Source organism: Flavonifractor sp. DFI.6.63 (genome assembly GCF_024462255.1).
In the GTDB taxonomy this organism is placed as follows: domain Bacteria; phylum Bacillota; class Clostridia; order Oscillospirales; family Oscillospiraceae; genus Lawsonibacter_A; species Lawsonibacter_A hominis.
Genome location: NZ_JANGBE010000002.1, coordinates 80,394 through 105,225, shown reverse-complemented (window position 1 = coordinate 105,225; position 24,832 = coordinate 80,394). Strand labels below are relative to the sequence as shown.

Sequence of the window (24,832 nt, the reverse complement as noted above, 5' to 3'; positions counted from 1 at the left end):
TCGATGCTGAAAAATCAGTATAAATTTTTTGGCTATGGCAATCCTAATTACGAAATGCTCATTGCATTTTTGTAACCAATTATATATAATATTGGTTACAGAAAGGAGGCCAAGCATATGAGCAACAGTTACATGGAAAAAATCCGTGAACGAATTATGCAGGCTCCGGATGGCAGCGTATTTGTCAATTCAGATTTTGCTGATATTACAGACACCAACACAATCAAGCAAATTATTAGCCGTCTAATCAAAGAAGGAACTTTACGCCGCATTATCCGTGGTGTATTTGAAAAGCCCAAATACAGTAAACTCTTGCAGGAATATGTTGCTGCTGACCCAAATGAGATTGCCAATGCTCTTGCAAGGTGTTATCACTGGACCATAGCGCCTTGTGGGGATACTGCTCTGAATAAGTTGGGATTGTCCACACAGGTTACTGCTGTGTGGTCGTATATCAGTGATGGCCCCTACAAAACATATGAATGGGATAAGACAAAAATCGAATTTAAGCATCGGACTAATAAAGAAATAACGGGCTTATCTCCTACAACAATTTTAGTAATTCAGGCTCTAAAAACTCTTGGCAAAGAAAACACTGATTCAAAGGTCATACGGATCCTCTCTCACCGGCTGAACACCGAGGAAAAAGCGGCATTACTTCGAGAGGGCTCTGAAGCAACAGACTGGGTTTATAATGTGATAAGGGAAATTTGCAAAGGAGAAAAAGAGAATGATTGAAATCGCCAAACTGTCTGCTGATGATCGGCGGGAATTATTTCATAATACGGCTGCTAAAATAGGGCTAAACGATGCAATTATCGAAAAGGATTTTTGGGTGTGTTTGACGCTGGACTATCTATTTCATCGCTCCCCGTGGAAAGAAGCAGTCACTTTCAAAGGGGGCACCAGCCTGTCAAAAGGATACCATCTGATTAGTCGTTTTTCTGAGGACATTGATTTGATTTTGGACTGGCGTGTACTGGGGTATCGCATAGATGAACCCTGGGAGAAACGCTCTAACACCAAACAGGATGCGTTCAATAAAGAGGCAAATCGCAGGGCAGAAATTTTTCTGTCGGAAGATTTTTGCCCACGGATGCAAAAGGATCTTTCTGTCGAATTGGGGACTTCGGCCAACCTTTACATAGATGAAGAAGATCCTCAAACGGTTATCTTTGCTTATCCAAATCTGTTTACAGATACCTCCACGCTACAGGTCATCCGCTTGGAAATCGGTGCGCTGGCTGCATGGACGCCAGCCGATATGGTAGATATCACACCTTATACTGCAGAGCAGTATCCCCAGTTATTCAAGCAGAGAACTGTATCAGTTCTGACCGTAGCTCCAGAGCGGACCTTTTGGGAAAAGGCCACCATCCTACATCATGAAGCAAACCGACCTGAACATCTGTTGATGCCTCAACGGTATTCCCGACATTATTATGATTTGTACTGTATGGCGATCAGTCCCGTGAAGGAGAAAGCATTTGTTCATCTGGATCTTCTGCAAAAGGTAGTCAATTTCAAAATGAAATTCTACCCACGGGCATGGGCAAAATATCCAGAAGCTGTCCCTGCCACCTTGAAACTGCTCCCTCCTTCATATCGACTCGATGCCCTTTGGACGGACTATACCGCCATGCAAAATATGCTTTATGGAGAAATCCCATCCTTTGAAAAGATTATGAGTGTCATCAGTGACCTGGAGAACGAGATACACGCACTGCAATGAAGCCTTGCTTTGCGTAACATATTTTAATTCAGAAGATTTCGTCCTAAATTCAGTTGAACACAAGATTGGCACAGAATTGTCCTTACATTGGCACAGCCTTGCCCTTGAGCCGTAAATCCATATCTGTTATACTTGGTACAGTCAAAAATTTGTAATGCAGCCGCTCCGGCCGGGAGCGGCTGTTTTTATTTCTGAGTAAAGGTGGTGGTTTTTATCCATAGCATACTGCAAAAGCTCCGCAGTGCATTAAAAAATGAGCGGGGCGAGGCCAACTACTTTTCCACGGTGGTGTTTATCTTCATTGCCGTTGTTTTGCTGGCCTTTATCATCGACCTGTTCGGCATTATCTCTACAAAACAGGAGCTTGACCATGCAGCCGATCAGATGGTCAAGCAGATCCAGTTGTCCGGCGGCATCAACAGCGAGACGGATGCTCTCTTTGATTTCCTCTGTTCGGAGATCGAGGGGGCCGACAATATCACCTATTCGATTGACGCCACATATAAATCTCCCACACCTTCCGGGATGTCCCGGGCCATCCAGTTGGGAACGCCCTTCTATATTACCATTGAGGGGGATGCCAAGCTGGGCGGCTTCTGGAATCTGGATCTGGTCAACATCACGGTGGTGGCCCGCGGCTCCGGCGTCAGCGAACATTACTGGAAGTGAGGTGGCCTATGAAGCGTTTATTCTCACAGCTGCACCGGCCGCTCCGCAACGAGCGGGGGGAGATCACCTTCTTCGCCTGCTTCTTTGTGGTTGGAGTTGTCATGCTCATTTCTTTCCTGCTACTGTATGCCTCGGTGAGAATTACTTGCATCAACATCCGCAACGGGGCTAAAATGGAGCTGAACAATCTGAGCGCCACCATCTACGCAGATACTTACCGCTCCCAGAGGGAAACCAATTTTGAAGAGTATTTACGCACCCTCTACTCCAGCCGGGACTACACAGAAATGCTGGAGGCCACAGTTGCCGGCGGCCTTGCTGAAAAGGTCCCTCTCTCTACCGATGACTACACGGTTTCCGACATCAGCCTTGAATTCAATGTGGTGGGCGACCGTGTGGAGTACATCTTTTACTGTGATGTTGACTTCTATGTGCGGATGTTTGGACACAGTTACCCCACCATTACCCAGCGGGTAGAACTGACCGGCTACCACAACACCAAATTTTAGCCGTGCTGTTGAAAATTCAGCCAGAACTACAGTATAGGCTTTATATAACAGCAAAAAAGGAGTGTATCACACATGAAGAAGTTTTTCCAATCCAAAGGCTTTATCGTTACTTCGCTGGCCGTCCTCTGTGTTGCCATCCTGGGCGTCTGCTGGTTTGCCAGCCGGGATCGCACAGAAGACTTCAAGCCGGAAGAATCCCCGCCCAGCAGCACGACCAGCGATTGGTCGGATGGCGGCACACAGACAGACGGTGAGAGCGGCGCCGGAGCCTATGCGCCCGGCCAGTCCTCCAGTCCTGAAGAGGATTACCCCAAGGTGACCTCCGAAACTGAGGATGAAGTCGTGATCGACTTCACGGACACGGAGAAACCGGAAACAACGCCTCCGCCCGCGCCAGAAGGGAAAACCGAGCGGGAAGACCCCGGTGAAGATCATCCGGTCAATCCTGACCCGGAAGTGCCCAAGGTCACCACTCCCCCTGCGGAAAAGGAGCCGGCCAATAACGAGCCGGCCCCCGGAGCCAGCAATGGCAACGGCGCTGTGTATAATCCAGTGTTTGGGTGGGTAGTTCCCGGCGATGTTCAACAGTCTGTCGGTGATAGCGATGGAGACATCAACAAGCAGGTTGGCAATATGGGCTGACCAATCTACAACTGAATATACCCCTGATTGGCCGTCACAGAATTGTGGCGGCCTTTCTATTTTAAGAAGAACGGAGTGTGATGTATTTGAAGCGACTTCTCGCCCTCCTGTGCAGCCTTGCCCTGGTATTTTGTTTGCTCCCTTCCACCGCGTTTGCGGAGGGCGGTAACGGAAATATTGACGGCGGTGGCGGCAGCATGGGCCAAGGCACATCCTCTAATTTCTGGAATCCTGGAAATGATGGTGTGCGGATCACCGTTGTGGATGCCGATAGCGGTACAGCAATATCTTCCCCCGTAGACTTCTCCAACCGGGTACAAAAAAACAGCGTCCTGCACTTTGGGAAAGTCAACAAGTTACAGTATCTGGGCGGCACCGCACTCTCCCTCCAGTCTGGCGTGGCATACTCCTGCATCAAGCCAGCACAGTCTATGCCCACCATCGTCAGCAGCAAGGGACAGAGCAATATTGAGGCCATCAAGCGATATTTTTGTTCGGAGTATGCCTGCCAGATGGTTGCCCAAGCGGCCGGTGTGGACTATGAGCGGATGATTGCCGGCGACTATAAGCTGCTGATCGAGCCCATTGCATACTTTACGCATAACGGCCAGTATTACTGTATGACCGCTACAGAGGCGGCGCTGTATGACCAAAAATCCGGCGGGGCGCTTCGGAAAACCATGACTTCCCTCACCCACAAGAATCTGCCTCTGTCGATGTTTTTGGAATTTAGCGACCTCGGCCTGCCCGCATGGACAGGCAGCACCACAAGCAAGCAGAGCAACGCTGACATCATCAGCAGTCTGGGCGTCGGCATCGTCTGGTTCGATGAGCGCCCGCCCGAAGGGGAAATTGAAGCGCCCGATGTAGAGTATCGGGTAGATACGGATGTGATCACATCCGTTACTCTGCGGACGGATACGGATTTAACACCGGACAATCCGGCCTCGGTGACCTTCCATATTCTCGGCACCACCTACCGGGTCAATGATATAGTCATCCCGGCGGGCGACAGCCAGGTGGTCTGGGTCAAATGGCACACGCCCTCCACTCCACAGTCGGTAACCATCACGGTTTCCGTCAGCGGGGCCTATACCGCACAAGATACCTTTGTTGCGGAGATCGTGGACTTGAACGAACATATCCCTCCAGATCCGACAGCAACGGATACCAACCCCGGCTACACCGCGCCCTCACTCCCCAATGAGCCGCAGAAGCTCACTGCCAACTGGGGTGTATGGAGCTGCTACTGGGTACCGGTTTGGGTTTGGTGTGACCACGATGACTGGGGGCACTGGGTCGATGAAGGCTATTGGGAGTACGAGTACACTGGCTATTCTGCCTCCATCAGCGGTGTGATGTCCCTGATGCCGGATGATATTGTGCCCACGGCCTCCGGGAAGTCAATGAAAAGCGGGTATGGCGTCAAGCAGGATGTGACAGCCACCCTTTCCACCGACGCGCCCACCAGCCACATCACCCATCCACAGACGGCATTTTCCGTGTTTCCCGAGTTCCAGTACGAAACATACTTACGCCTTCTGCAGCGGGTGTCCAGCGGCCGGAGTGCCAAATTCACCTTCCAGCCCAATGAGTTCTCTACCTACAACCGGACTGTGCATTTCAGTCCGCTATGGTTCCCGGATTCCACAGACTACACCGTGTTTACACAGGTGTGGGACACCTGGACCCCTGATGGAATGTTAAGCATCAACCTGAACGACTATGTTTCAATCGACGGGAGCCTTTATGATGATTGGTACACCAACCGCGAGTAGCCTGTGGCCGGCATACCTGCTCACCGTTTTCTCTGTTGTGGCTGGTTTTGCTGTTTACGATATTCTATATAGGCGGGTGCCGGATCGGGCGCTCGCCTTTTTTATGCCCTTCGCCGCTCTGGCTCCGCTGCTCAAGGTCTGCCTTGCCGGGGACGGTGGGCAGCTCTGGCCTGCCGTTGCCGAGGCTTTGGCGGGGGCGTTGCTTGGCTTTTGCATCCCTCTGGCTGCTGCCATGGCAACGGGTGGAACTGGGCTTGGGGGAGGCGACATTAAATTCTGTGGGATACTTGGGCTGATTTACGGTCCTTCCGGGATGGCTCTGGTTTTCTTTGTGGCCGCAGTCTTTGCCATGCCGATGGCCCTTCTGTTCCGAAGGCTTTCCCGGCTCCGCCAGCCCATCGCCATTCCGTTCTTACCTTTTCTTGCCTGCGGCTGCTCGATTGCAACGCTGGCTGAACTATTTTTATGACAGGAGAATGTGCTTATGAAACTCAACAACCGATTTATTTTCGGTATTTTGTCTCTGGTATTGGCAGCGGTCATCGCTTTTGTGGCGCTGCCCACCATTGCCCGGCAGACCAACGGGAAAACGGAAATTGTCCGTATCACCCAGCCCGTGCTCAAAGGCGAGCAGGTCACAAAAGAAAACGCTGAGGTTGTGGAGGTAGGCGGCTACAACCTTCCCGCCAATGTGGCTCACAGTCTTGATGATGTGGAGGGCCTGTATGTGACGGCGGATCTGGCTGCGGGCGATTATATTCTCACCAGTAAGGTGAGCAGCGTCCCAGTTTCCTCCGATGTGGCGCTCAACGACATCCCCTCTGGTAAGGTTGCTATCTCCCTGACCGTAAAAACGCTGGCCTCCGGACTGTCGGATAAGCTCCAGCCCAATGATATTGTCCGCATCTATCACTTCCTGGAGACTGCGGAAGAAGTACCCGAACTGCGTTTTGTCAAGGTCCTTTCCGTCACGGATTCTGATGGCATCAATGTGGACAATACCAAGGAGCCCACAGAAGATGAAGAGCCGCAGCAGTCTGCTACCATCACAGTGCTGGCAAGCCCGGAGCAGGCCCGCATCATCACTGAGCTGGAGAACGACGGCGTAGCTCATGTGGCCCTGATCTCCCGCAACAATGACCAGCTGGCTGAAGAACTGCTGGCCGAACAGGACAAGACGCTCCAGGAAATTTACTTCCCGGAAACGCTGGTGGAGGAAAACGCTGATGCGCAAAGCAGCGAGCCTGCCGCCGAGGGAGACGCCGAAAACACCGAAGGGGGCGAGCCTGAAACCGTCTCCCCTGAAAGCGGCCAGGAGGATAGCAAATAACCAGGGCGGTGAATCGCTTCACCGCCCTGGTTTTACCATCAGGTATTTGTTTGGATGAGTTTGTCCTCGTTGATCAGGAACAGGCTGGGATTCTGTCCGGCCATATCAAGCAGCCGTGGAGTAAAGCCGCTCTTGGAAAACACCCCGTAGAGGAACTGATAGCCTTTGAATGCTGATTGGATTTCTGCGGACACCTGCACTTTGTCCCGCAGGGCAAAGAAAACCGGCGCATCCACTGGCTTGACATGGAACTTGCATTCGCCGGCAAAGACCTGATGATTCTGGTGGTCTACCGCCATTACATCGATTTCGGTATCGCTGTCAAGGTCATTCAGCCAATAGGCCCCTATACGGGATGGCGTAAATGGAATTTCCCTGTTTCTGCACAAGTCCGCAAAAACGGCCCTGCAGACATCCTCATAAGCAAAGGCTACAAACTTTTGTTCAAAATCTTTTTCGATCTCGTCCATGACGAGCCGGGAGTTATCCAATTCCAGTTCTCCCTTATACGGGTAGACATACCGGAACCAGAAGCGCACAAAGTTATCTTGTATGAAGTAAAGCCCTTTGCGGGACTTCTCTGGATTTTTCTCCGTCACAGGCGTGTCCTTGACGATAAAGCCCAAATCGCTGAGGGTAGAGAGATAAGGCGTCAGGCCGGAAGTCTCGATCCCCATAGCGCCGGCGATTTTACCCAGCTTATGATTGCCCTCCGCTATCACTCGGATAATGGAAAAATAGTTTACGGCCGAGGTCACTTCATCTTTCAGCAGGAAATTGGGCTCCTCATATAAAAAGCCGTTTTTCGAGAGGATAACAGATTCCACTTGCTGCAGCAAATCGTCCCGCTCATTAAAGAACTCCAGATACTTGGGTACTCCGCCTGTGATTGAGTATTGCTTCACCGCATCTTCAAACGAAAGGCTCTGTGCCGCATACACATCCGGGAATGGCAGCGGAGCAAGGCGGATCTGCGCGGTCCGGCGCCCATACAGCGGGCTGTCATATGAGAGGGCATACTTTTGCATCATTCCGATCAGTGAGCCACAGAGGATCAACATCACATTACTGTCCTTGAGGATCTCGTCCCATGCGTTTTGGAGAATGGAGGGGAACGCCGGATTCGATTTGACCAGATACGGGAACTCATCGATCACGAGCACTTTTTTCTCCTCCGGACGGTATTCCGAAATCACACGGAACAAATCCAGCCAATCGGAAAATGCGACTCTCTGCAGCATAGGATTTTTCGTGATCCGTGCGGCAACACTGGCAAGCCGCTTCATGCTCTGGGATTCTACTTCCTCTGTTGCGAGAAAGTAAAAAGCGAGCTTGTCTTTGATGAACTCTTTGATAAGCGTCGTTTTTCCCACGCGCCGTCTGCCATAGATAACAACAAAGCCGCCGTCTGTTTGATACGCGGTTTCAAGGGATTCCAACTCCCTGCGTCTGCCGATAAATTTCATACTGCCGCCTCCTTTATCATAATCTATCTTATGATAATTTGATTTATATTATACAACTAACAATGAAAAAGTCAAGGGGTATCCCACCTCTTTTGAAAGGAGCCTTCGACTATGGGAAAAGTTATTACTGTCTGGGGCAGCCCAGGGAGCGGAAAAAGTATGTTTTCCTGCATTCTGGCAAAAGCCCTGACCCGCGACAAGCGGAAAGCGATCATCATCAATGCGGAAATCAGTGTCCCCATGCTCCCTGTCTGGCTGCCGGAGCAGATCATTCAGACCAACGCCTCCGTAGGGCAGGTACTGAGCAGCGTGGAGATCGACACCTCTTTGGTGGCAGGCCATGTTACCGTGCTCAAAAGTTACCCCTTCATTGGCGTGATGGGCTATGCTGCCGGTGAAAATCCGTTGAGTTACCCGGAAGTCAAGTATGCCATGGTACTCCAACTGGTCAATGCCGCCGCAAGGCTTGTGGATTTCGTCATTCTGGACTGCAGTTCCAATATGACGAATGTGTTCACGCCTGCCGCCATTGAGTCAGGGGATCTGGTCATTCGCATCCTGACGCCTGATCTCAAGGGCGTTAATTACTTAAAGGCCCATCAGCCCCTGTTGGGAGACGGACGCTTCCACTACGATCAGCACATGACCTTTGCCGGCATGGCCCGCCCCTTCCACGCGCTGGATGAGATGGGCCATATCATTGGCGGATGGGACGGCCTTCTGCCCTATGGCAAGGAGATTGACCGCTGCGCCACCGAAGGCGGGATGTTCCAGGCCATCAAATACTGCAATCCCAAATACACAGCTTCGCTCAACAAAGTTTTGGATGCGCTGGAGCAGATGGAGCTGGCTGACCATGCCGCAGAGGATGGTGGGAACGAAACCGAGCATTTTGAGGAGGAAACTGCCGATGAATAATCTCAATGACATTTTCTTCGCTCCTGCGGCCAATCAGGACCTTACCTATGAACAGATTCTGGAAGATGTACAGCGGTATTTTGCGGAAAACCACGCCGCCACGATTGCAGAGGCCGGCGATGGAAATACCGACCGCGCCTCCTCCCTTTTGAAAGAACTGATGGTGCAGTACATCGTCAAGCGAAAATACGCTATCGAGGGGCTGACCACGGAGGAGCTGTGCGAGAAGCTCTATGAGGACATGGCCGGGTACTCTTTCCTGAAAAAGTGGATTTACAAGCCTGGTATTGAGGAGGTCAACATCAATGCTTACAACGACATTGAGGTGATTGAAGCCGGCGGGCGCAGCGTTAAGATCCCGGACAAGTTTTCCTCCCCACAGCACGCCATTGATGTGGTCCGGCGTATGCTCAACGCCTGCGGCATGGTCATAGATGATACCATGCCCAGCGTGATCGGTTTTCTGGATAAGAATGTGCGTATCTCCGTGGATAAGACACCGATTGTTGACCCGGAGGTGGGGATCAACGCCTCCATCCGTATCGTGAATCAGCAAACGGTTTCCGCACAGAAGCTGCTGGACTCCGGCAGCGCAACCGCGGAAATGCTCCATTTTCTGACCGCCTGCATCCGCTATGGCGTATCCGTCTGCATTGCCGGGGCCACCGGCTCCGGCAAAACTACCATCATGGCATGGCTGTTGTCCCAGGTCCCTGACAACCGCCGCCTCATCACGATTGAGGAAGGCAGCCGCGAATTTGATCTGGTCAAGCGGGACGAAAATGGAAACATTCTGAATTCCGTAGTCCATCTGCTCACCCGGCCCAGTGAAAATCCATCCTTGAACATCAACCAGGACTTCCTGCTGGAGCGGGTCCTTCGCAAGCACCCGGATGTGATCGGCGTCGGTGAAATGCGGTCTGCGGCAGAAAGCCTGTCCGCTGCTGAAAGCTCCCGTACCGGCCATACCGTCTGCACCACAATCCACTCTAACAGTTGCGCCTCCACTTACCGGCGCATGATGACGCTGGCAAAGCGAAAGTATATGATGGGCGATGATGTTTTGATGCAGATCATGGTCGAAGCCTATCCAATCATCGTGTTCACAAAGCAGTTGGAAGACCGGAGCCGTAAAATCATGGAGATCATCGAGGGGGAAGGCTGTGAGGGCGAACGGCTGATTTACCGCACCCTCTACTCTTATAATGTGCTGGACAATACTGTTGATGCAGATGGACGGCCTCTTGTGGTCGGCCGCCACAAAAAAGTTTCCGAGATGTCCAGCTCATTGCAGAAGCGTCTCCTGGACAATGGGATTTCCCATAAGGAGCTGGATGAATTTCTTGAGCACGACAAGGAGGTGTTGAACGGATGCCGTGGGTTTACATCATATGCTTCGCCCTCATCGCCGCTGGACTCCTAACGCTGTTTGGTGTGCGGCCGGGCGATTTCATTGATGCGCTTTTCCGGTCACAGCGCAAGTCGGCCACACTGACCGATGAATTGAATGTTCTGATGGGCACTCCGGCCAAGGGCTTCTTTAATCAGGACTTTGAATTAAAGCAAATCCTCAAAGGCACCGGGCGGGCTGACCGGTATGAAGCAGTCAAACGGCTGTCTCTGATCCTGTTCGCGGTGGGCGGTGCCCTGGCGCTGCTGATTGGCAATGTGTACATGGTCCCGATTTTAGGGATCGGATTTTCACTCGCTCCTATTTGGTATCTGCGCAGCACCGCAGCCAGTTATAAAAAGCATTTGAATGAAGAACTGGAAACGGCCATCTCCATCATCACCACTTCCTACCTGCGCACGGAGGACCTGATTCGGGCAGTCAAGGAAAACCTGCCCTACATCAATGAGCCGGTGAAGGCCAATTTTGAGGCATTTGTCTATGAGGCAGAGTTGATCAACGCAAATACTACGAGTGCCATCAATTCGCTCAAAATGAAGATTCCAAACCGTGTTTTCCATGAGTGGGCTAACATCCTCATTCAGTGCCAGTCTGACCGGGCCATGAAAAATACGCTGCCTACCATCGCCCAGAAGTTTTCTGATGTTCGTGTGGTGCAGTCGGAGCTGGAGGCTATGATGCAGGGGCCGCGCCGGGAGGCAATCACAATGATGTTCCTCGTGATTGCCAATGTACCGCTGCTTTATTTCCTGAATGAAGATTGGTTTCACACGCTGCTCTTCACCACGCCGGGCAAAATCGCTTTGGCAATCTGCGCAGCCATTATCCTGTTTGCCCTGACCCAGATCATGAAACTGAGCAGGCCCATTGAATATGGAGGTGACAGCGCATGACACTTTTAGCTCTCACAGCAGTGATTTGTTTCGGTTTTGCCGTCTACAACCTGACTTGCGCCTTTGCAGACATTCCCACGAAGCGTACCTCCCGTATGATGCTTCTGGCCCGCAAGCAGCAGGGCGTAAAGGCCGAGAAACTGCTGGATGTCTATCTCACCAAAATCGCCAGCCTGATCGCCCCGTACCTGAAGCTGGATAAGCTCAAGCGGAATAAACTGCAGCGGGCGCTGGACATTGCCGGCATGGAGCTGACACCGGAAGTCTACACCGCCCGGGCCTGGGTCACAGCCGGGGCAGTCGGCCTCAGTTCTCTGCTGATGGCGTTTCTGATACCGCTTATGGTGCCTGTTCTGATTGGTCTGGCCGTGGCGCTGTGGTTTTCAACCTACTACAAGGTTTTTGACTTTGTGAAAAAGCGGCGCAAGCTCATTGAGAATGAGATCCCGCGCTTTGCCCTTACCATCGGGCAGAATTTGGAAAACGACCGGGATGTGCTGAAGATACTTACTTCCTACCGGCGGGTGGCAGGCAAGGACTTCGGCGCGGAGCTGGACCAGACGATTGCCGATATGAAGACCGGCAACTATGAAAACGCCCTCATCCATTTTGAAACCCGCATCGGCAGCCCCATGCTGTCCGATGTGATCCGGGGACTGATTGGCGTATTGCGAGGCGACGATCAGAGGATGTACTTTAAAATGATCTGTTTTGACATGAGACAGATTGAGCAGAACAACTTAAAAAAGGAAGCGGCCAAACGCCCCAAGAAAATCCAGCGTTACTCCATGATGATGCTCATCTGCATCATGATCATCTACCTGGTGGTCCTCTGTACCGAGGTTATGGGCTCCTTGGGCGCTTTCTTTGGATAATCGGACTGCGAATGGAACGGCCCCCACATCTGGATGTGAGGGCCGTTTCCTATAAGAGCTCTATGGTTTTCTCTGCAAGATACAGCGGAAGATTCGTGATAAATGATGATGCACATTCGAGGCGTCCACATTTTTCTCTGTTTTGCAATTCATTTTTTCACATTTTTCTGAATGTATGAAGCAGAAAAAACACATTTTTCTACCTCTTGCAGTGTAAAGGAGGTAAGTGCTTGTTCTATAGCGGATTTTTGCAGCGGTAGTCAGCTGCCGTCATTTATTTCTGGGCCAGCCTGTCATATACAGGCCGGCCCTTGTTTTAAGGAGACTTTTATGCCTAAGAAAAAATTTTTCCCGTCTGGCGGCGCACGGGAAGAAAAGCGCCGTTTCCGCTGGCTTCTGTATCAAAAGCCGAAAGCCTATCCCAGCCGGCCCATTTCCAATAAAAAGGACATGCTCAAACCGATTCGTCGTTCTTGAGCGGTGAGCAGTCTTTTTATAAAACCATCAACATCAAAACAATAAAATTTCAGGAGGTCTTACCATGAGAAACTTTACCACCCGTATCCAGAACAAGGCGAATGCACTGGCCCTTCGTGCCCGTATGGCGCTTTCCAACCAGCGCGGTGATTTTTACATTTCGGACGCTGTTAAGATCATCATCGCCGTGGTGCTGGGCGCCCTTCTTCTGGCGGCCCTGACCCTCATTTTCAACGACACGGTGATTCCGCGTATCACCAGCGAGATCGAGGGCCTGTTTGGCTAAAATCACCGGCGGGGATCGGTCTGTGGACTTCCACAGCCGGTCCCCGCTTTTTTAGTTTTTGAAATATAGGATAACGGAGGTACAGGATGAACATTTCCTGCAAAATTTATTCTTTCCTGCGGGCTGTTCGCGGCAACTGGCGCAACGCTATCTTTGTAAGCTGCGATTGCGGCCACTGCATGTGCGGCCGGACAACGCCCTGTTCCGGTTTTCTTCTGGCTGTGGATGAGTGCGGACAGGTTATGCTGCTTTCTGCCGAGGACATCCAAAGACTATCCGGAGAAACTGTAGATTCGTCTGAGTGCATTGCCATTTTGTCCCGGCGCGCCTTTGACGCCGCCTTTTCCAAGTACATCGAATGGCACACACCGGAGCCTTCCGCCTGTGCGCTCAGACAACTTTCTCTGGACCCGGGCTGCAATTAACACTGTTTTTTCACACTGAAAGACGCCTTTGCGCCGTCATCTATACGCATTTGGAGGTGATGATTTTTATGACGAAGCAAAAACATATCCAATGCCCTTATTGCCATGCTAACGCCTCTCTTCGCCCCGCCAGCACAGTCTATGGCTGTAACCGCCGTTCCCAGGGCAAATATATCTATCTCTGTGATCGCTGGCCGGCTTGTGATGCCTATGTGAGTGCCCATGACCGGACACACCGGCCTATGGGGACTCTGGCAAATGGGGATCTCCGGCACAAACGAATCCTGGCTCACCGGGCGCTGGAGCATCTGCAGCAGAGCCGGCACATGGAAAAATGGGAGGTCTACATCTGGCTCCAGGCCAAACTGGGACTAAATGACCAGCAGGCACATATTGGCATGTTTTCTGACGGGATGTGCGATGAGGTAATTCGCCTCTGTTACAAAGCCGCTGCTCCTTTGGGCAATCTGCATTCGGCCGCTTAAAGGGGGGTGAAACGATGACCAGTTTAACAGAACAGCAGCAGGAACTTGTTGCCCGGAATCTTTTTATCGTACATTGGGTCATTTGTGACTACATCCATGTTAATCCGACTATTTGCGGTATGGAATATGGAGACCTGTTCCAAGAGGGGTGCCTTTGGCTCTGTAAAGCCGCGTCTACTTATAAGAATGACGGACGGGCCCAGTTTTCTACCTACGCCAAAACGGTCGTTAAAAACGGGCTTCTGTCCTATTGCCGGGCGATCTGCAACAGGAAGAAAAAATTCAGCAGGCTTATTATTGGAGAACATGGAGAACTGGCTGCAGACGGAGAGGCCCTGGAGTCCCGGCCCGACGCCTTTGACACCCAAGTATCTCTGATAGAAACTCTGTCATTGCTGGATGCCTGTAAAAAAGATTACGATGGTGTAACCCGGCTTGGCATTGAGGCGCTTGCCCTCAAACTTCAAGGGATGCGGGTCACAGACATCGCGGAGCTTTATCAGGTGCCGCCCTCCCATGTGGGGGCATGGATCTCGCGTTCCACCGCAAAACTGCGCAGAGACTCCAAGTTCCTGAAAAGCCTGCTCTGAATTTGTTGAAAACCGCGGCCTTTCCGCAGTAAAGGATATATAAAAGAAGGAGGTACTGATGAATGGAACAGAAAACCCTATATACTGCAATCGGCCGTCTGGACCGGGAAACGAATGGCTGTGGCCGGTCCTGCCCGGTCATCCGCCTGAGCGGGCAAACTTACATGGTGGATATGCAGGAAATGGTCGTTTGGACCGCCCTAAACTGGCGAATTTCTAAACGAGAGGATATTTCCCTCCAGTGTGACAAGCTGGTGTCCTCTCTGGGAGATTGTATTTCCCGCTCTTGGGATGCCTGCGTAAATCGGCTGCTCACCCGAGGTCTGCTGGTATCTGGCTGCGGTGAAACGGAATACGATGCCCTGTATGATTTGTTGAGTTCTCTCGGCATTATTCCAGCCAGCGGATCAATGCTGATGAGGAGCATCTCATTTGTCAAACTGGTGGCAGGCCGCCGAGTCCCTATTCAACAGGCGCTAAAATTATTCCAAAAAGACCGGCGTACCGACTATGAGACCCGTGTTATGAGGCTGGCCCAGCAAGCTCTGCTGTCCACCGCTGAGATCATCAAGTGTGTAGAGCAGGATGTTGCCTATCTTCCCAATGAGCAGTTCTTGATGGAGGCCGTGTACGGTGACGACGAAACCACCTGCTATAATATCGCCGGCATAATGAAAAACAGCCGGAGCAGTCAGGCAGTAACGCTGGCCGTTGCCAACCTCTACCTGCGCCAGCAAATCATTTTTGAGAGGATTACCACATGAAGAATCAATGGAACCAATTCCCGTTCGTGCTGCGGCGAAAGATTTTGTTGACCTTTTTGGCTGGGCTCGCAAGCATTGCCCTCAGCCTAATCATCTTCATTATTACCACAGACCATATCCTGCTGGTACTGGGCAGCATAATCTTTCTTGCCTCTCTGGTACTGGTTAGGAGCTTATGGAGCACCATCGCCCGGGGCCAGTATGAGATCGTAGAAGGCGTCTGCTCCAGCGTTATCTCTCCTGTGATAAGGCGGTATCGCAAAATCCAACTGATAGATGGACAAGGCGCGGAGCGCACTTTACTGTTAAGTAAGTCCGCCAAGTTTCAGATTGGCGCCCGGTATCGTTTCTACTTTCAAACCGGCAGCCGCCCTGTGGTCGGGAATGACTATTTGGACGCGGCTCTCTCCACCAACAGCTTCCTGGGATATGAGGCCCTTGGTGAGCCGGCTGTCTCAGAGGAACAGGCTAAGGAGAACGGCTAAACCTACGGCAAAATAGGAAAGAGATACGGTGCAGGCTCCACAACCACAGCATCGTATCTCTTTTTCTTACTCTTCTATCCGCTATTTTTACAAAGTCTGATTTTGCTGCAGAAAAACGGAGGATTTTCCCTATTTAATAGGTAGAATCTAAAAAGGAGGTCTACCCCCATGTACAAGCCACACACGATTGAGCAATACAAAATCCAACAGTTTCTGGATCATACCTTTGCTATGGAGCACTTTCTGGTCTCTCCATTATCCCGCTCCGCACTCATGCTGGAGGACAGATGCGGTGAGCGGATTGCCTTTTCCTTCTCAGACAACGAAGTGCGTGAAATCCCGATCCCTTCTGCGCCATCCCCGGACAAGGTGAAATTGTTCATCCGCAGCTTTCGGGCGCTTGGAGCTAAACCGCATCTGCGCACCTTTGAAGATGTTACCCGCTGGTGGCTGAATCACCCAAATCCGCTGACCTACCAACAGGCTCTCGGCCTGCCGGATGAACTTTACCGCCGTTTTCTTTCCTCCACCCCGATTGAAGACGAAGACGCCCAGCGTCTGGCCGCATCAGGGCTTGTTTCGGAAGATGCTTACCAGGACATTCAGCTCTGGTATCTCAACGGCAACACTGCTAACTGCTGGCTCGGCCCCCTCGGTATAGATGGAACAGGCAATCTCTATGCGCTGACCTTCAACTATGGTACACCCCGGGCCAAGGAACTGAAATTCTACCTGTTGGATGATTACTACCGCCACATGAACCACATATTGTAACTCGCCGGGCCAAAATATCTATATATAGTATTATATCACTTGACAAATACAAGATATGGTGTTAAACTTAATTTGTAATTGATTTTTGTGCGTTCCCCATGTGGGATACAGATGAAACATCTGTACCGCAAGGCCAAAAGCCCTGCATTGCACACGCAGTTAAGTTTGTATGCTGTATCAAGTGTCAGTGGTATTGCCACGCCCTTTTCGGGTTGGTATCCGCTGGCACTTTTTATATATAGATAGTAACGCCGATGGCGAAGAAAGGAGTGTTATGGCACAAATCTATGTATTTGGCCGAGTCATGCACGAGCTTACTCCCAAAGAGAGCCAGTCAAAGCAGCCGTATGTTTGTTTTGATTTGATGGAACGCTCCGGAGGTGAACATCCGAACTTCTATCAAGTATGGGCCCGCGGCGACCAGGCTGCCCGGCTCACACGGCTCAAGGTCAAAAAGGGAAGCATGATCTGGCTCACTGGATCGCAGAAACTGGTGGATGTACGGCAAAAGGACGGGGCCACAGTCAAAAAGTTGAAAGTATGGCTGACGGACTTTGGCTTTCTTCCTGGGCAATCTTCCAGAGCAAAAGCGGAACATGAGCAGCATGACTCTGACGCAGCGGCAACCGCTCCAGCCCCCTCCGAGGTAATGGACGGCGACCGCGAATCCCTGCCGGAATAAAATCCGGCACTGCAAGAGGGACCGTATCAAGTTTTCAGAATGAACTGAAGCTTGGTGCGGTCCCTTTTTTTGTTTTCAAGCAAAACTTAAAAGGAAGGACGGTAACAACATGAGTAACGACAAAGGACTTTTGAGCGGCAGCATCACAATCCTGATCGGTGCTGTCATCGCCATCATGGCTTTGGTACGCGGACCCTGGCAAGCGTGGCTTCTGATAGGGGTATTTACCCTCTGGGGGCTTTGGGTCGTGCTGATCCTCCTGCTCCCCTATATGCAGCAGGCCAGGCGCCGCCGTCAGCGTCAGCAGAGGGAGCGCCAGCTCCATGCCGAGGGTATCGCGCAGAACACCTTTACGGTGCCGGAGCTTGAAGGGCCTGTACCAGACGATTTGCTGCTCCGCTATGCCAACCACCGGATTTTGACTTATCTGCGTTCATCTTTTCCCAATGCCTGCTTTGAGTGGTGTGAAAAGAGGCCAGCGGACTTGATCCGTAGCAACGGCACAGGGCGTATCCGCCTTTACAATGTGGAGGCGTTCGACCATGCGGACATCACCTTCGGTAAGGACGCAACCATTCGCTGTGACCTGCTCAAGATCGTACCGCTGTCTAAAGCGGGGACGGAACAGGGGGAACAGGCAGACATCCCGCCCAACAAGCAGCCCATCGACCCGCGTATCTGGTACGAGAATAACGGGCGCACAGTCATGGAGACGCTGATTGCCGACCTGAACTCACGCGGCCACAGCAAACTCACACTGAAAGAAAACGGGGACATCTGCATCCAGCAGGGTGAAGAGCTTGTCCCACAGGAACATCTTTCCAACTTTCCGGCAAAGGTCTACTGGCCTCGTCTGGTGGAAGTGTTTGAGAGCAACGGTCTGGCTGCTGAAACAACAGCGCAGGGCATCCAGGTCTCCTGGTGACCGCCATCGTCATAAGAAGGGAGTGAAATAACATGAAATCAGGGATCAGTCTTGTGGAAATGGCACAGGAAATCCAGCGGCAGAACGATTTGAAGGCCGATTATATGCTGGACACCCGGAGTCTCCGGTTGGAGCCTTTTGGTGGCGGGCTATATCTCAACGCTTACGACCAATCCGGTGATTATGCCGTGGAGCCGCTGGAGGTCAACGCCATCGCACACAGGCAGATCGGAACGCACCTCAAGATCCCGGCAGCCTATTATGACAAGATGCTGGAGGAATACCCCGAGCTGCTGGCGCAGAATGTGAATGCCTGGTTCCAGCGGGAGCCGGCTGTGCGTATGGTTCGCACCATAGACGGCACAGCGCGGGCGTTTCTCAGCAACCGCTACCGGCGTATCGACAACCTCGATATTGCCGGGATTGTCCTTCCAGTCCTGCAGGAGATGGAAGGGATGCACTTCGAGAGCTGCCAGCTTACCGACAGCCGTATGTACATCAAGGTTGTCAACACCCGTTTGGAGGCAGAGGTCGTACCCGGTGACATCGTGCAGTCCGGTATTATTATCAGCAACAGCGAGGTAGGCCTGGGCTCGGTGAGCATCCAGCCGCTGGTCTATCGTCTGGTGTGCAGCAACGGTATGGTGGTAAACGACGCCCAGACGCGCCGCAACCATGTAGGCCGTGTCAATGAGGCTTCGGAGAACTACCAGCTGTATTCGGAAAAGACGCTGGAGGCCGATGACAAAGCCTTCGCCATGAAGATCCAGGACACGGTGCGGGCCGTAGTAGACGAGGTGCGCTTTACCCGTGTGGTCAACATGATGCGGGAAGCCAAGGACGCCCCCATGAATACTGCCGCTGTCCCTGGCATTGTGAAGCTCGTAAGCAAGGATTTTCACATCACGGACGATGAAAGCTCCGGTGTGCTGCAGCGGTTGATTGAAGGCAACGATCTGACCTTATATGGTCTGTCCAACGCCGTAACGCGCCACAGCCAGGATGTTAAGGACTATGACCGGGCAACCGCGCTGGAAGGCATCGGCTACAACATTCTCTCCATGCCGGCACGGCAGTGGAGCCGAATTAACCAGATGGCCGCTTAAATGGCTGCCATCCATCAAAAAATTAACAGGAGGAATGAACTATGTACGAACAGAACACTTCTATGGTGGCCGCAAACGAGCAGAACAAATTCTTGCTTCCGGCGATGGTGGAGGGCGACTTCAGCCGCGATGAGATCGCAGAAGATGCGGATGGGCTTCAGATGATGAGCTTCCAGCGGGTGAAGATTCCCGCCGGCGGCGCCCTGCAGTTTGAAGTTCCCACGGAAGATCCCGACAATCCGGATTATACCCGGACGCTGGAGGGCATCATCCTCTACAACCACTCTGCCTATACTCTGTGGCCGGAAGGCAGCGAGTATGACGAAGACACCAAACCGCTCTGCTCCTCTGTAGATGGCAAAACAGGGATCGGCGTACCGGGAGGTGCGTGTGCTACCTGCCCCATGAATGCGTATGGATCGGCCAAGGATGGCGGCCGCGGCAAGGCGTGCAAGAATATGAGGCATCTCTATCTGCTGCGCAGTGGTGAATATATGCCTCTGCTGGTCTCCCTGCCGCCCACCAGCATCAGGCCGTTCAAGGAGTTCCTGAACAGGGCTTTTGTCTATCGCCAGCGTGCCACCTATGGCAGTCTGGTCCAGATCGGCCTCAAGAAAGATAGCAACGGCAGCAATGATTACAGCGTTGCAACTTTCCGCCTTTTGCGTGATTTCCAGGGGGAAGAGCTGGCCCAGATCCGCGCCTATGCCAATGTCTTCAAGGGGCAAATCAAAACTATCAACATTCAGCGGGCGCTGATCAATGAGGAACAGCGGGCCAACGATTGCGACTATGAGATCCCGGAATCTGCCACTGCGGCCCCGGCCTCGGATGGAAGCTATGTGGTCGGCGAGATCAACGGCGACTATGAACAGTTGCCGGCGTAACTGTTTTTGTTGCGGCAATGCCGCATGATACATCATCAAGGGACACCTCCGGCGCAAGTCGGAGGTATCCCTTTTTTATTTAGAACGGAGGAAAATTTATGTTGTGTGAAGTACCGTTGACAAAGGAGCAGCAGGATTTTGCCGCTGAACACCATGGCCTGGTCTATAAATTTCTCAATGACAACCATCTTCCAGAGAATGAATTCTATGATGTAGTTATCTTTGGTTACTTAAAGGCTGTCCAAGACTATTTTTCAAGGGAAATGTTGCGACAATATTCTTTTTCGACGATTGCTTGGAAGATAATGTATCGCAATCTGTCGAACTATTATCTAAGTCAAACACGCCGCAAGCGTAATGCAGAAGTCATCAGCATTCATCTGGGCCTATACTCGGATGGCGTTCCGCTGGAAGAGCTGCTGCCGGGTCAGGACCGTCTCATGCAGGAATTTGAAATGCAGCAGATGCTCCATGATCTGGCTTCCCATGTTTCTGAACAACAGATGAAAATCGTCCGCATGAAGGGTTACGGCTATGGAATCAGGGAGATTTCCAGCCACGAAAAAATACCGATGAAACGCATCCAGGAACTTCTTGAGGAGGTCCATACTGTGTTTTTGAGGTTATGCCGCGAGTAACCCTCTATCTACCACAAACAGAATGGAGGTCGAAGTATATGACGAAATCAAAAAAATCTATTGTGATGCGCGGAGCACTTCTGCGTCCGCTGGTGATTGGACAGGGCGCACTTCTTCATGCAGGTGGTAAGATCTATCATACCTCCCGTGTGGTAGCCATCCACGATCAGTCGGATGATATGGTACGCTTTGAAACACTCAACTCCAATTACTGCCTCTCAATGGCCCCTTTTCCGCTGGCGGCCTGCAACCCGCTCCCGATGGTGAGTCTGGCCGCGTGCGCGTAAAGCGGTTGTAAGAAGATACCGGGGCAACAGAGCTTGTCCTATATGTTTTGGGCCGTGACGGATTTTCCGCCACGGCCCTTTTTTTCGGAGGATTGTCATGGATAATCAAAAAACAATGGTAGTTTCAGTTCACGCCAAAGACTGTGTGGACTATCAGTGCCGCAGATGCGGTCAATGCTGCCGCCATATCAAAGATGCTGTGATGGTAGAGAGCCTGGACGCCTATCGGCTTGCAAAGTATCTGCGTACTCGTGAGCCCAACATCTGCACCATAGATGAGGTGCTGTCTCAATACTGTGAGCCTATGCCGCTGACCAACGATTGCTTTCCCATCTTCGTACTGAAAACCACGGGGACGGACGATTCCTGTATTTTTCTGAAGGGCGGGCTGTGCAGCATCTACGATGCACGCCCACGCACCTGCCGGCTCTATCCTTTTTCTGTAGGACCCGGCGAGCGAGGCCGTGATTTTGAATACTGCCTCTGCTTTGACCGCAATCAGCAGTATCATTTCAACGGCGGAAAGGTTTCCGTCAAAGACTGGTTTTATCGCAATTTCCCCAGAGCGGAGAAAGAGTATTTGAAACAGGAATATGCCGCTATCACGGAAATTGGTAAGCGGATGCGCTCGATCTCTCCGGAACTATGCAAACAGATGACCTTCCAAGTGCTGTTTTACCGATATTATAACTTCGATTTGGATCAGCCGTTCCTTGAGCAATACGCGCAGAACACCCGCCTGCTGTTAGAAAAGCTTCGGCAATTCGAGGTGGAAAGGTAGGGTGCTGTGATGATGTATGCCTTGGAGCACCTGACCCGTCAAGGGCCAGGGCCTCAGTGGAAGCAATATGCTGTTTGTGCGAATAAAGACCTTTTAGAACGGATTTGCCGCAGTCAGCCCCGCCCGGATGAATGGCGTGTCAGGCTGTCTGTACAGCGGATGAAAAAGGAGGCCGCATAGTATGAAAAACCACTATCAGGAGTTACGGGATCGCCAGCAGGAAGAGGTCAACGCCTTTCCCATGTTTTTTGCGTTCGATCAACGGCAGTTCGCAGAGGGAATGCGCCGGCTCGGCCTGCGCCCTTCCGACATGAATCAGGTGTATGCTATCGCTGGCACCGGTGGATTTTACCGCAAAAGCGATGCGCCGAAGCTGCATGAAATGTTTGCCCGGCACCGCAAGGAGCTTGAGGAGGCCATTGCCGCTGATAAAGCTGGAGACAATTTCATTTATGAAATGTTCCTGACTGAACTTTCCAACCACGAATACGGCTATACTGGCGATGTTCAAGACACGCTTGATGCCCTGGGTATCACTCCCCAATACATGGAGGCCATGCCTCAGCTGAAAGCTGGTTTGGACTTGGCCTGCCAAAAAGTAATGCAGAATGACTGTTTTTAAGGAGGCCATGTGATGGAGCAGCAACACTATTTCCCACCGCTTCATGGCGCTGTGGATTGTGAAAAATGCGAGGTGCGGGATTGCTGGTGCCGGGGAAAATTCCAACGGAATCGGCGCGATATGCCCCACACATCTGGAAGGTGCCCCAGGCTGCCTGACCTCTGCGGTTTTGTAGAAAAGGAAGAACGCGAGCTGTATAAAGCGACTTTTATGCTCGTTCATGCAGAGTATGGCGTCGGCGGTCTGCATTTGACGCTCACGATTCCCGGTCACAAGAGAAATCGGAAGATCTACCAGACCAAAAGCGGGTACTGGTACTGCAACCTGACCAGCGAGAAGGGGTGTCCAGAACGGCAGGTGTTGAATTTGGAGGGCTACCAGTCCAAAGAAGATATTCTGCGGCACATGAAAAGCCTTCGGACCGACTACTGCATTCTTCGCTGCAGTATGGAAGGTTTCACTGTCTAAACTGTACCAAACCACATAAATGGAGGATACCCATGAGTAAGCTGACCAAAAGAGAAATTCAGCTCCACGATCAGGCGGTTTGTCTCCTGCAGAAAGAACACCTTTCCCACAAAGATAAGCTTTTTATCTTTGAAAATTTCCGGGAAGACGCGGAGCACATCAATAGCAAGTCTGGTGCATTTTTTACTCCTTTTGGACTTGCCAACGATTTTACTCTCCAGATTCCGTGCCTATACGGAAAGACGATCAGAATTATCGACCTGTGTGCTGGAATCGGCGTACTGAGCTATGCGGCACAGCTGGAATGCAGTGACCGCAGCCGCTGCTATGCCGATATTACCTGTGTAGAACTGAATCCGCACTATGTTGAGGTTGGTAAAAAAGTTGTGCCAGAGGCCACATGGATATGCGCGGATGTTCTTGATCCCTTTCTGCCTGACCTCTTGGGCCAATTTGACTTCGCGATTGCAAATCCGCCGTTTGGCCGAATTGCAAACAATTACCGCAAAAGCTACATGAGCGGCGAATTTGAATACATGGTAATAGAGGCGGCCTCCCGTATTGCAAAGGAAGGTGCGTTCATAATACCGCAAATGAGCGCGCCATTCGTATATAGCGGAACGGAAGACCATCGCTGGCTTCAGGAAGGGCGTGCCAGAACATTTGAAAAAAGGACTGGGATTTTATTGGAGTTTAACCAAGGGATCGACACGGCCTACTATAAAAATGACTGGCATTGCACCGCGCCAATATGCGAAATCGTATGTTGTGACTTTGCAGGGACAGATACCTCTGCCGCCTAAAGGAGCAGGCGGTTTGTCCTCATGAACAACCAAGAAGCCGGTCCCTGTTCTGGGGCCTCACATAAACCGCTACAGGCCCGAAGGCACTGGCGGTTTTTCTCTATATGGAGGTGACGAATTTTGAATTTGCACGAAACAGAATATGGCCGCAGATTTTTTAATTCCCAGCTGCCCAGTCTCATCAAGGCTCTGGAGCGAATCGCCGAAAACCTGTCTGCTCCCAAGCAGTCCTTATCAGCCGATTTTGTCGCTGATCCGGATTTCCTTCATGACCTCTACTATGGAGATTATGAGCCGAGCGTGTTCAAAACACAAAGCGAGCACCAGAAGCAGCTTAACCATAATGCTTCAATGGCGGAGGAACTCCTGCGCCAGAAAATGGGCAATTCCCCGGAAGCCATGGCCGCCTTTGAAGCGTACCAGCTTGCCGCCGGTGAGTGCAGCAGCATTGTGGCCGAGCAGGCTTTTGAGTCCGGTTTTCAGACCGCAGTACAAATGCTGGTAGCCGGGCTTATACCGCCTGAAAACAAATTTGCCGCTGAAGTTCCCCTTACCACGCAAGAGCTCCGGAAGATGGACGGGGAACAAGTATTTTGTCTTGATATGAATGAGGAAGTCAGGGTTGTGGCCCGCAAAAAAGGATTCATTCAAGTCACCAACGACAAAGAGATCCATCGCATAACAGGCTTGACCTTATACCGGCATCGGCCAAGTTGGTGCCAATAAAATTTTAAGAAATGCAATGGAGGACACAATATGAAGCTTTCTGAAGACGAAGCAAAGAGATTTCTTGAGCGTCTTTGCCCTCTGCAGGAGACGGAACAGCAGCTTCTCTGCCCGCGGTGCGGCCGCAACGAATTATACTCCGGGCTGTATTTTTTCCTGAACAGTTTGAGCAGATACGCTCATGTATATATCTGCGAAAAGTGCTGGATGGATGAGGCTCTGCGGGAAATAGACGGCAATCCAGTTCCCCTGACCAGTTGGAACGCAGTTCTTCCTTTTGTTTTGAGAGGCGAGATTCCTCCATCGGATAGCCCCTACCAAGACACCAATGCGTCTGCTGGCCCCGCGCAAACCGGAGAGATTCACAATAGCGTTCAGACTGTGTAAAGCAAAGTCTG

32 protein-coding genes are annotated in these 24,832 nt (G+C 51.5%); 31 read left to right on the top strand and 1 reads right to left on the bottom strand.

Features of this window, described 5'->3' with window-relative positions; all coding sequences use genetic code 11:
• The first annotated feature begins 117 nt into the window (after nt 1-117).
• The 8 genes from NE547_RS01470 (at nt 118) to NE547_RS01435 (ending at nt 6,660) form a co-directional block, all read left to right on the top strand.
• A complete protein-coding gene (locus NE547_RS01470; RefSeq protein WP_208074659.1) occupies nt 118-738 on the top strand; it encodes a DUF6088 family protein in 621 nt (206 codons plus the stop codon).
• Entirely contained in the window at nt 731-1,732 is a 1,002-nt protein-coding gene (locus NE547_RS01465) for a nucleotidyl transferase AbiEii/AbiGii toxin family protein (protein WP_208074658.1), read from the top strand. Before NE547_RS01470 ends, NE547_RS01465 begins: the two co-directional genes overlap by 8 nt.
• A gap of 204 nt (nt 1,733-1,936) precedes the next feature.
• Nucleotides 1,937-2,401 (top strand): DUF4320 family protein, encoded by a 465-nt coding sequence (locus NE547_RS01460; RefSeq protein ID WP_110503329.1) that lies wholly within the window; start codon nt 1,937-1,939, stop codon nt 2,399-2,401.
• Nucleotides 2,402-2,409: 8 nt separating this feature from the next.
• Entirely contained in the window at nt 2,410-2,910 is a 501-nt protein-coding gene (locus NE547_RS01455) for a hypothetical protein (RefSeq protein ID WP_009258053.1), read from the top strand.
• A 72-nt stretch (nt 2,911-2,982) separates the two neighbouring features.
• Nucleotides 2,983-3,552 (top strand): DUF6550 family protein, encoded by a 570-nt coding sequence (locus tag NE547_RS01450; protein ID WP_256174560.1) that lies wholly within the window; start codon nt 2,983-2,985, stop codon nt 3,550-3,552.
• A gap of 80 nt (nt 3,553-3,632) precedes the next feature.
• Nucleotides 3,633-5,330 (top strand): hypothetical protein, encoded by a 1,698-nt coding sequence (locus NE547_RS01445; protein ID WP_208074766.1) that lies wholly within the window; start codon nt 3,633-3,635, stop codon nt 5,328-5,330.
• The gene (locus NE547_RS01440; protein ID WP_208074656.1) at nt 5,302-5,799 is read left to right on the top strand and encodes a prepilin peptidase; all 498 of its coding nucleotides are present in this window, start codon (nt 5,302-5,304) and stop codon (nt 5,797-5,799) included. The genes NE547_RS01445 and NE547_RS01440 overlap by 29 nt, the downstream gene beginning before the upstream one ends.
• A 15-nt stretch (nt 5,800-5,814) precedes the next feature.
• Nucleotides 5,815-6,660 (top strand): Flp pilus assembly protein CpaB, encoded by an 846-nt coding sequence (locus NE547_RS01435; RefSeq protein ID WP_208074655.1) that lies wholly within the window; start codon nt 5,815-5,817, stop codon nt 6,658-6,660.
• A gap of 38 nt (nt 6,661-6,698) precedes the next feature.
• On the opposite strand, the gene NE547_RS01430 is transcribed toward NE547_RS01435, so the two are convergent.
• Nucleotides 6,699-8,126: an ATP-binding protein gene (locus NE547_RS01430; RefSeq protein WP_024729870.1), complete on the bottom strand. Its 1,428-nt coding sequence runs from the start codon at nt 8,124-8,126 to the stop codon at nt 6,699-6,701.
• Between the two features lie 159 nt (nt 8,127-8,285).
• Between NE547_RS01430 and NE547_RS01425 the strand changes: the two genes are divergently transcribed.
• The 23 genes from NE547_RS01425 (at nt 8,286) to NE547_RS01315 (ending at nt 24,821) form a co-directional block, all read left to right on the top strand.
• Nucleotides 8,286-9,044: a hypothetical protein gene (locus NE547_RS01425; protein ID WP_370866806.1), complete on the top strand. Its 759-nt coding sequence runs from the start codon at nt 8,286-8,288 to the stop codon at nt 9,042-9,044.
• Nucleotides 9,037-10,467, top strand: a complete 1,431-nt coding sequence (locus NE547_RS01420) for an ATPase, T2SS/T4P/T4SS family (RefSeq protein WP_071698948.1) — start codon at nt 9,037-9,039, stop codon at nt 10,465-10,467. Before NE547_RS01425 ends, NE547_RS01420 begins: the two co-directional genes overlap by 8 nt.
• On the top strand, nt 10,416-11,348 hold the full coding sequence (locus NE547_RS01415) for a type II secretion system F family protein (RefSeq protein WP_024729867.1): 933 nt from the start codon (nt 10,416-10,418) through the stop codon (nt 11,346-11,348). The genes NE547_RS01420 and NE547_RS01415 overlap by 52 nt, the downstream gene beginning before the upstream one ends.
• On the top strand, nt 11,345-12,223 hold the full coding sequence (locus tag NE547_RS01410) for a hypothetical protein (protein WP_208074653.1): 879 nt from the start codon (nt 11,345-11,347) through the stop codon (nt 12,221-12,223). The genes NE547_RS01415 and NE547_RS01410 overlap by 4 nt, the downstream gene beginning before the upstream one ends.
• A gap of 330 nt (nt 12,224-12,553) precedes the next feature.
• On the top strand, nt 12,554-12,700 hold the full coding sequence (locus NE547_RS01405; RefSeq protein ID WP_208074652.1) for a hypothetical protein: 147 nt from the start codon (nt 12,554-12,556) through the stop codon (nt 12,698-12,700).
• 64 nt (nt 12,701-12,764) lie between these two features.
• Complete coding sequence (locus NE547_RS01400; RefSeq protein WP_009258044.1) at nt 12,765-12,986, top strand: DUF6133 family protein; 222 nt, start codon at nt 12,765-12,767, stop codon at nt 12,984-12,986.
• A gap of 493 nt (nt 12,987-13,479) precedes the next feature.
• On the top strand, nt 13,480-13,896 hold the full coding sequence (locus NE547_RS01395) for a zinc-finger-containing protein (protein ID WP_009258042.1): 417 nt from the start codon (nt 13,480-13,482) through the stop codon (nt 13,894-13,896).
• Between the two features lie 14 nt (nt 13,897-13,910).
• Entirely contained in the window at nt 13,911-14,486 is a 576-nt protein-coding gene (locus NE547_RS01390) for a sigma-70 family RNA polymerase sigma factor (RefSeq protein ID WP_195328132.1), read from the top strand.
• Nucleotides 14,487-14,548: 62 nt separating this feature from the next.
• Nucleotides 14,549-15,250, top strand: a complete 702-nt coding sequence (locus NE547_RS01385; protein ID WP_024729863.1) for a hypothetical protein — start codon at nt 14,549-14,551, stop codon at nt 15,248-15,250.
• A complete protein-coding gene (locus NE547_RS01380) occupies nt 15,247-15,735 on the top strand; it encodes a hypothetical protein (protein ID WP_256174559.1) in 489 nt (162 codons plus the stop codon). The genes NE547_RS01385 and NE547_RS01380 overlap by 4 nt, the downstream gene beginning before the upstream one ends.
• A gap of 168 nt (nt 15,736-15,903) precedes the next feature.
• Nucleotides 15,904-16,509, top strand: a complete 606-nt coding sequence (locus NE547_RS01375) for a hypothetical protein (protein ID WP_208074650.1) — start codon at nt 15,904-15,906, stop codon at nt 16,507-16,509.
• 274 nt (nt 16,510-16,783) lie between these two features.
• Entirely contained in the window at nt 16,784-17,191 is a 408-nt protein-coding gene (locus tag NE547_RS01370; protein ID WP_195456964.1) for a single-stranded DNA-binding protein, read from the top strand.
• A gap of 109 nt (nt 17,192-17,300) precedes the next feature.
• Complete coding sequence (locus NE547_RS01365; protein ID WP_024729860.1) at nt 17,301-18,116, top strand: hypothetical protein; 816 nt, start codon at nt 17,301-17,303, stop codon at nt 18,114-18,116.
• Nucleotides 18,117-18,148: 32 nt separating this feature from the next.
• Entirely contained in the window at nt 18,149-19,222 is a 1,074-nt protein-coding gene (locus NE547_RS01360; protein WP_009258035.1) for a DUF932 domain-containing protein, read from the top strand.
• 41 nt (nt 19,223-19,263) lie between these two features.
• A complete protein-coding gene (locus NE547_RS01355; protein WP_024729858.1) occupies nt 19,264-20,109 on the top strand; it encodes a hypothetical protein in 846 nt (281 codons plus the stop codon).
• Between the two features lie 98 nt (nt 20,110-20,207).
• Nucleotides 20,208-20,747 (top strand): sigma-70 family RNA polymerase sigma factor, encoded by a 540-nt coding sequence (locus NE547_RS01350; RefSeq protein WP_208074649.1) that lies wholly within the window; start codon nt 20,208-20,210, stop codon nt 20,745-20,747.
• A gap of 38 nt (nt 20,748-20,785) precedes the next feature.
• Nucleotides 20,786-21,034, top strand: a complete 249-nt coding sequence (locus NE547_RS01345) for a hypothetical protein (protein WP_009258032.1) — start codon at nt 20,786-20,788, stop codon at nt 21,032-21,034.
• Between the two features lie 97 nt (nt 21,035-21,131).
• The gene (locus tag NE547_RS01340) at nt 21,132-21,815 is read left to right on the top strand and encodes a YkgJ family cysteine cluster protein (RefSeq protein WP_208074648.1); all 684 of its coding nucleotides are present in this window, start codon (nt 21,132-21,134) and stop codon (nt 21,813-21,815) included.
• Nucleotides 21,816-21,996: 181 nt separating this feature from the next.
• Nucleotides 21,997-22,437 carry a hypothetical protein gene (locus tag NE547_RS01335; protein WP_208074647.1) on the top strand — a complete coding sequence of 147 codons (441 nt, stop codon included), beginning with the start codon at nt 21,997-21,999 and terminating at the stop codon, nt 22,435-22,437.
• A 12-nt stretch (nt 22,438-22,449) separates the two neighbouring features.
• Nucleotides 22,450-22,905, top strand: a complete 456-nt coding sequence (locus tag NE547_RS01330; protein ID WP_208074646.1) for a hypothetical protein — start codon at nt 22,450-22,452, stop codon at nt 22,903-22,905.
• 32 nt (nt 22,906-22,937) lie between these two features.
• Nucleotides 22,938-23,708 (top strand): methyltransferase, encoded by a 771-nt coding sequence (locus NE547_RS01325; RefSeq protein ID WP_208074645.1) that lies wholly within the window; start codon nt 22,938-22,940, stop codon nt 23,706-23,708.
• A gap of 120 nt (nt 23,709-23,828) precedes the next feature.
• Nucleotides 23,829-24,434: a DUF6809 family protein gene (locus NE547_RS01320; protein WP_044940979.1), complete on the top strand. Its 606-nt coding sequence runs from the start codon at nt 23,829-23,831 to the stop codon at nt 24,432-24,434.
• 30 nt (nt 24,435-24,464) lie between these two features.
• Nucleotides 24,465-24,821, top strand: coding sequence for a hypothetical protein (locus tag NE547_RS01315; RefSeq protein WP_208074643.1), 357 nt, complete (start codon nt 24,465-24,467; stop codon nt 24,819-24,821).
• The last annotated feature ends 11 nt before the right edge of the window (nt 24,822-24,832 follow it).

What these genes read in the sequence shown, in the direction of transcription:
- NE547_RS01470 (WP_208074659.1), top strand. Translation starts at nt 118, where the DNA reads ATGAGCAACAGTTACATGGAAAAAATCCGTGAACGAATTATGCAGGCT.
- NE547_RS01465 (WP_208074658.1), top strand. Translation starts at nt 731, where the DNA reads ATGATTGAAATCGCCAAACTGTCTGCTGATGATCGGCGGGAATTATTT.
- NE547_RS01455 (WP_009258053.1), top strand. Translation starts at nt 2,410, where the DNA reads ATGAAGCGTTTATTCTCACAGCTGCACCGGCCGCTCCGCAACGAGCGG.
- NE547_RS01450 (WP_256174560.1), top strand. Translation starts at nt 2,983, where the DNA reads ATGAAGAAGTTTTTCCAATCCAAAGGCTTTATCGTTACTTCGCTGGCC.
- NE547_RS01445 (WP_208074766.1), top strand. Translation starts at nt 3,633, where the DNA reads ATGTATTTGAAGCGACTTCTCGCCCTCCTGTGCAGCCTTGCCCTGGTA.
- NE547_RS01440 (WP_208074656.1), top strand. Translation starts at nt 5,302, where the DNA reads ATGATGATTGGTACACCAACCGCGAGTAGCCTGTGGCCGGCATACCTG.
- NE547_RS01435 (WP_208074655.1), top strand. Translation starts at nt 5,815, where the DNA reads ATGAAACTCAACAACCGATTTATTTTCGGTATTTTGTCTCTGGTATTG.
- NE547_RS01430 (WP_024729870.1), bottom strand. Translation starts at nt 8,126, where the DNA reads ATGAAATTTATCGGCAGACGCAGGGAGTTGGAATCCCTTGAAACCGCG.
- NE547_RS01425 (WP_370866806.1), top strand. Translation starts at nt 8,286, where the DNA reads ATGTTTTCCTGCATTCTGGCAAAAGCCCTGACCCGCGACAAGCGGAAA.
- NE547_RS01420 (WP_071698948.1), top strand. Translation starts at nt 9,037, where the DNA reads ATGAATAATCTCAATGACATTTTCTTCGCTCCTGCGGCCAATCAGGAC.
- NE547_RS01415 (WP_024729867.1), top strand. Translation starts at nt 10,416, where the DNA reads ATGCCGTGGGTTTACATCATATGCTTCGCCCTCATCGCCGCTGGACTC.
- NE547_RS01410 (WP_208074653.1), top strand. Translation starts at nt 11,345, where the DNA reads ATGACACTTTTAGCTCTCACAGCAGTGATTTGTTTCGGTTTTGCCGTC.
- NE547_RS01405 (WP_208074652.1), top strand. Translation starts at nt 12,554, where the DNA reads ATGCCTAAGAAAAAATTTTTCCCGTCTGGCGGCGCACGGGAAGAAAAG.
- NE547_RS01400 (WP_009258044.1), top strand. Translation starts at nt 12,765, where the DNA reads ATGAGAAACTTTACCACCCGTATCCAGAACAAGGCGAATGCACTGGCC.
- NE547_RS01395 (WP_009258042.1), top strand. Translation starts at nt 13,480, where the DNA reads ATGACGAAGCAAAAACATATCCAATGCCCTTATTGCCATGCTAACGCC.
- NE547_RS01390 (WP_195328132.1), top strand. Translation starts at nt 13,911, where the DNA reads ATGACCAGTTTAACAGAACAGCAGCAGGAACTTGTTGCCCGGAATCTT.
- NE547_RS01385 (WP_024729863.1), top strand. Translation starts at nt 14,549, where the DNA reads ATGGAACAGAAAACCCTATATACTGCAATCGGCCGTCTGGACCGGGAA.
- NE547_RS01380 (WP_256174559.1), top strand. Translation starts at nt 15,247, where the DNA reads ATGAAGAATCAATGGAACCAATTCCCGTTCGTGCTGCGGCGAAAGATT.
- NE547_RS01375 (WP_208074650.1), top strand. Translation starts at nt 15,904, where the DNA reads ATGTACAAGCCACACACGATTGAGCAATACAAAATCCAACAGTTTCTG.
- NE547_RS01370 (WP_195456964.1), top strand. Translation starts at nt 16,784, where the DNA reads ATGGCACAAATCTATGTATTTGGCCGAGTCATGCACGAGCTTACTCCC.
- NE547_RS01365 (WP_024729860.1), top strand. Translation starts at nt 17,301, where the DNA reads ATGAGTAACGACAAAGGACTTTTGAGCGGCAGCATCACAATCCTGATC.
- NE547_RS01360 (WP_009258035.1), top strand. Translation starts at nt 18,149, where the DNA reads ATGAAATCAGGGATCAGTCTTGTGGAAATGGCACAGGAAATCCAGCGG.
- NE547_RS01355 (WP_024729858.1), top strand. Translation starts at nt 19,264, where the DNA reads ATGTACGAACAGAACACTTCTATGGTGGCCGCAAACGAGCAGAACAAA.
- NE547_RS01350 (WP_208074649.1), top strand. Translation starts at nt 20,208, where the DNA reads ATGTTGTGTGAAGTACCGTTGACAAAGGAGCAGCAGGATTTTGCCGCT.
- NE547_RS01345 (WP_009258032.1), top strand. Translation starts at nt 20,786, where the DNA reads ATGACGAAATCAAAAAAATCTATTGTGATGCGCGGAGCACTTCTGCGT.
- NE547_RS01340 (WP_208074648.1), top strand. Translation starts at nt 21,132, where the DNA reads ATGGATAATCAAAAAACAATGGTAGTTTCAGTTCACGCCAAAGACTGT.
- NE547_RS01335 (WP_208074647.1), top strand. Translation starts at nt 21,997, where the DNA reads ATGAAAAACCACTATCAGGAGTTACGGGATCGCCAGCAGGAAGAGGTC.
- NE547_RS01330 (WP_208074646.1), top strand. Translation starts at nt 22,450, where the DNA reads ATGGAGCAGCAACACTATTTCCCACCGCTTCATGGCGCTGTGGATTGT.
- NE547_RS01325 (WP_208074645.1), top strand. Translation starts at nt 22,938, where the DNA reads ATGAGTAAGCTGACCAAAAGAGAAATTCAGCTCCACGATCAGGCGGTT.
- NE547_RS01315 (WP_208074643.1), top strand. Translation starts at nt 24,465, where the DNA reads ATGAAGCTTTCTGAAGACGAAGCAAAGAGATTTCTTGAGCGTCTTTGC.